General features: G+C 67.4%; 5 protein-coding genes. All 5 read left to right on the plus strand.

The genetic code is table 11. From position 1 onward, the window contains the following. The first annotated feature begins 87 nt into the window (after positions 1-87). The 5 genes from PHC73_RS12710 to PHC73_RS12730 all read left to right on the plus strand — a co-directional run bounded on the left by PHC73_RS12710 (position 88) and on the right by PHC73_RS12730 (position 3211). The gene (locus PHC73_RS12710) at positions 88-684 is read left to right on the plus strand and encodes a mismatch-specific DNA-glycosylase (RefSeq protein WP_300128908.1); all 597 of its coding nucleotides are present in this window, start codon (positions 88-90) and stop codon (positions 682-684) included. A gap of 6 nt (positions 685-690) precedes the next feature. Further along, positions 691-900, plus strand: coding sequence for a hypothetical protein (locus PHC73_RS12715; protein WP_300128911.1), 210 nt, complete (start codon positions 691-693; stop codon positions 898-900). Between the two features lie 118 nt (positions 901-1018). Continuing rightward, on the plus strand, positions 1019-2326 hold the full coding sequence (locus PHC73_RS12720) for an aromatic ring-hydroxylating dioxygenase subunit alpha (protein ID WP_300128914.1): 1308 nt from the start codon (positions 1019-1021) through the stop codon (positions 2324-2326). A gap of 14 nt (positions 2327-2340) precedes the next feature. After that, on the plus strand, positions 2341-2823 hold the full coding sequence (locus tag PHC73_RS12725; RefSeq protein ID WP_300128916.1) for an aromatic-ring-hydroxylating dioxygenase subunit beta: 483 nt from the start codon (positions 2341-2343) through the stop codon (positions 2821-2823). Positions 2824-2860: 37 nt separating this feature from the next. After that, a complete protein-coding gene (locus PHC73_RS12730) occupies positions 2861-3211 on the plus strand; it encodes a rhodanese-like domain-containing protein (RefSeq protein WP_300128919.1) in 351 nt (116 codons plus the stop codon). Positions 3212-3483: the final 272 nt, after the last annotated feature.

Genomic DNA, 3483 nt, shown 5'->3' on the forward strand with positions numbered 1-3483 from the left:
CACCAGCCGGCCCAGAAGTCGACCAGTACCGGCTGGCGCGCCGAGGCGTCGATGACCTCGCGCTGAAAATCCTTGACCTCGTAATCCATGTGTCCGATCCAAACCGCAACCGCCGCCGATTGTAGCCAAGCCGCCGCCGGCACCCTGCCGGACTACCTGGCGCCGGCTCTGCGGCTGCTGTCGGTGGGCATCAACCCGTCGCTGCGGGCGGTGCGCGAGGGCTTTTACTTTCCGAATCCGCAAAACCGGTTCTGGCCGGCGCTGAACGCGAGCGGCCTGCTGGCGGCGCCGGTCATGCCCGGGCCGGATGCCATGGCGCTGATCGTGCGCCGTGATCGCATCGGCTTTACCGACCTGTGCAAAACGCCGTCGTCGATGGCGCATCAGCTGCGCGCCGACGATTACCGCAGCGGCGCCGCGCGCCTTGCGCGCATCGTCGCCGACTGCCGGCCGCCACTGCTGTGGTTTCACGGCGCCACGGCGTTTCGCGCCTTCTGCCGGCACGTGCTGGGGACGGCGCCGGGGGCGGTCGAGCCCGGCCTGCAGGCGCCGACCTTCGCCGGCGCGCAGATTTTCGTCACGCCCAACCCCAGCCCGGCCAACGCCCGTTACCGCCTTGCCGACTTGATCGACGGCTACCGCCGACTCGCCGCGCTGGTGGCGGCACCGGCCACCGCCAGGTAAACGCGCATGCCTGCGGTCATCCCGTTTCGCAGCCGCGAGCAACTGTCCGACGAGCGAGCCCGGCGGCAGTGCGAGCGCGGTTACCACGCCTGGCAGCTGGTGGACCTGGGGCCGCATGCGGCGCCGGGGCGCACGCCATCGCGCTGGCGCTGCGCCCGCTGCGGCATGGAACGCGAGGGCGCCACGCCCGGCACGCCGCCGGCGGGGCGATCTTGATCCACGCCAACCGAACGATCAGTAGCTGCTGACGGCGGCGCCTGCACGGCCTAGACTGCATGCCCCGGACGGTCATCACGACACCGCCGCCGTCCGCCCCGCGACGAGGAGCAACCCCATGGACATGGCCACCCGTTCATCGCTGATCGATTACGCCGCCCTGGTGCGGCCGGACCGCGTGCACAGCCGCCTGTATCTGGACCCGGCCATTTTCGAGGACGAGCTCGAACGCATCTGGTACCGCGAATGGGTATTCGTGGGCCACGACAGCGAGGTGCCAAACCCCGGCGACTACCGCACCGGCCACCTCGGCAAGCAGCCGATCATCATCACCCGCGGCCGGGACATGAAAGTGCGCGTGCTGCTGAACCGCTGCACGCACCGCGGCAACACGCTGTGCCAGCAGCGCCAGGGCAACGCGCCGACCATCACCTGCGCCTACCACGGCTGGACCTTCGGCTGCGAGGGCGACCTGCAGGGCATGCTGTTCCGCGAGGACTACCCGCCCGACTTCAAGCGCGAGGACTACGGCCTGTACCGCGTGCCGCGGGTGGAGCTGCACCGCGGCTTCATCTTTGCGAGCCTGAGCCCGACCGGCAAGAGCCTGAAAGAACACCTCGGGCCCGCCGCCGCCAACATCGACCGCTTCTGTGATCTGTCGCCGACCGGCGAGATCACCATGAACCACGGCGTCTACCGCATGCGCATCGAGTGCAACTGGAAGATGTGGATGGAGAACTCGGTCGACGCCTACCACGTCTACCAGACGCACGGCTCGAACGTGTATCTGGCCAACATGTTCGAGGCCAAGGAAGGCAAGGCCCCGCCGCCGCCCGGCAAGGGCTACTTCGGCCTCATCCACGCGCGGGATCTGGGCAACGGCCACTCGGATCTGGACATGCGCCCGCAGCGGCGCGTCACCGGCATGACCTACACCGGCGAGTGGTCGGGCGACATCCCGCAGGCCGCCCAGCGCGCCTACGTGGAAGGGCTCGAAAAGCTGCACGGCAAGGCCAAGGCCGAGCAGATCCTCACCGAAGGGCCGGCGCACACGGTGATCTTCCCCAACCTGTTCAACATGCTGCAGGAAATCCGCTGGTGCGTGCCGGTCAGCGTGAACGAGACCTACATCTACTACGCGCCGTGCCTGTTCAAGGGCGCGCCGGACGAGATCAACACCGCCCGCCTGCGCCGTGACGAGGGCGCCTACGGCCCGGCCGGCTTCCAGCTGTCCGACGACATCGAAGTCTGGGCGCGCAACTACCAGGGCCTGCAGGCGCGCGAGGTGGAGTGGATTCTCATGAACCGCGGCATCCACCAGCCGGTCGGACGCGACCAGGACGGCATCCCCTACCAGGGAGACCTGAGCGAACTGACCATGCGCTCGCAGTGGCGCCACTACCTCGAACTGATGAGCAGCCCCTGACCTGGAGTGCCCCGATGCCTTTCGATCGCTACGCCGTAGAACAATTCCTGTACCGCGAGGCGCGCCTGGCGGACGAGCAGCGCCTGGAGGACTGGCTCGCCCTGTGGGACCAGGATGCCCTGTACTGGGTGCCGTGCAACGAGTACGACATCGACCCCACGCGCCAGCTGTCCATCATCTACGACGATTACGCGCGGCTGCGTCTTCGCGTGGCGCGCATCACCAAGACCGGCATGGCCTGGACACAGGAGCCGCGCTCACGCCTGCGGCGCCTGGTATCGAACATCGAGATTTACGACCACCCGGACGGGCTGGTGCAGACCTTCTCCAACTTCCACCTCACCGAGCTGCGCGTGAACCGGCGCGACCCGGTGGAATGGATCGGCCGCACCGAGCACCGCCTGCGCCCGCACGGCGACGATTTCAAGCTGGCCTACAAAAAGGTCATGCTGATCAACAACGATCACGAAATGACGCAGCTGTCGTGCATGGTGTAGCGTTGGCGGCCGTTTTTTACCCGACGGAAAGTTACCGATGACGCGCTACCAAGCCCTGCTGCAGGACGTCAAAACCCGTATCCGCGAAACCAGCGTCGAACAGCTGCGCAGCGGCGCCGCACCCGGCCTGCTGATCGACACCCGCGAGCCGGCCGAGTGGGCGGCGGGCCACATCCCGGGCGCCACGCTGCTGCCGCGCGGCATCCTCGAAGGCAAGATCGAAGAGCTGGCACCCGACGTGGACCAGCCCATCGTGCTGTACTGCGCATCCGGCGGACGCTCGGCCCTAGCCGCCGAAAGCCTGCAGCGCATGGGCTACCGCAACGTGCTGTCGCTGGCTGGCGGCTTCAAGGCCTGGCAGGAAGCGGGATTGCCGGTGGAGCGGTAAACGTCACCCACCAGGTAACCCGGCGCGCAGCGCCCATTGATAGCGATAGGCGCGCCGCTACGCAGCGCGATGCCATCTCCACCCCGCCGCTTCAATGAGGCCGGGGCTTGAATGCCCCGGAAATGTGAGAACTACGCCATGACCGCCGGATGGCGGCGCGAGCTTCAATGAGGCCGTGGCTTGAATGCCCCGGAAATGTCGGCGAAGAACTTGAATGGCATGGAGGCGGCTCCTCGCTTCAATGAGGCCGGGGCTTGAATGCCCCGGAAATC

This window comes from Immundisolibacter sp. (assembly GCF_028696615.1).
Classification (GTDB): Bacteria; Pseudomonadota; Gammaproteobacteria; order Immundisolibacterales; family Immundisolibacteraceae; genus Immundisolibacter.

What these genes read in the sequence shown, in the direction of transcription:
- PHC73_RS12710 (WP_300128908.1), top strand. Translation starts at nt 88, where the DNA reads ATGTGTCCGATCCAAACCGCAACCGCCGCCGATTGTAGCCAAGCCGCC.
- PHC73_RS12715 (WP_300128911.1), top strand. Translation starts at nt 691, where the DNA reads ATGCCTGCGGTCATCCCGTTTCGCAGCCGCGAGCAACTGTCCGACGAG.
- PHC73_RS12720 (WP_300128914.1), top strand. Translation starts at nt 1,019, where the DNA reads ATGGACATGGCCACCCGTTCATCGCTGATCGATTACGCCGCCCTGGTG.
- PHC73_RS12725 (WP_300128916.1), top strand. Translation starts at nt 2,341, where the DNA reads ATGCCTTTCGATCGCTACGCCGTAGAACAATTCCTGTACCGCGAGGCG.
- PHC73_RS12730 (WP_300128919.1), top strand. Translation starts at nt 2,861, where the DNA reads ATGACGCGCTACCAAGCCCTGCTGCAGGACGTCAAAACCCGTATCCGC.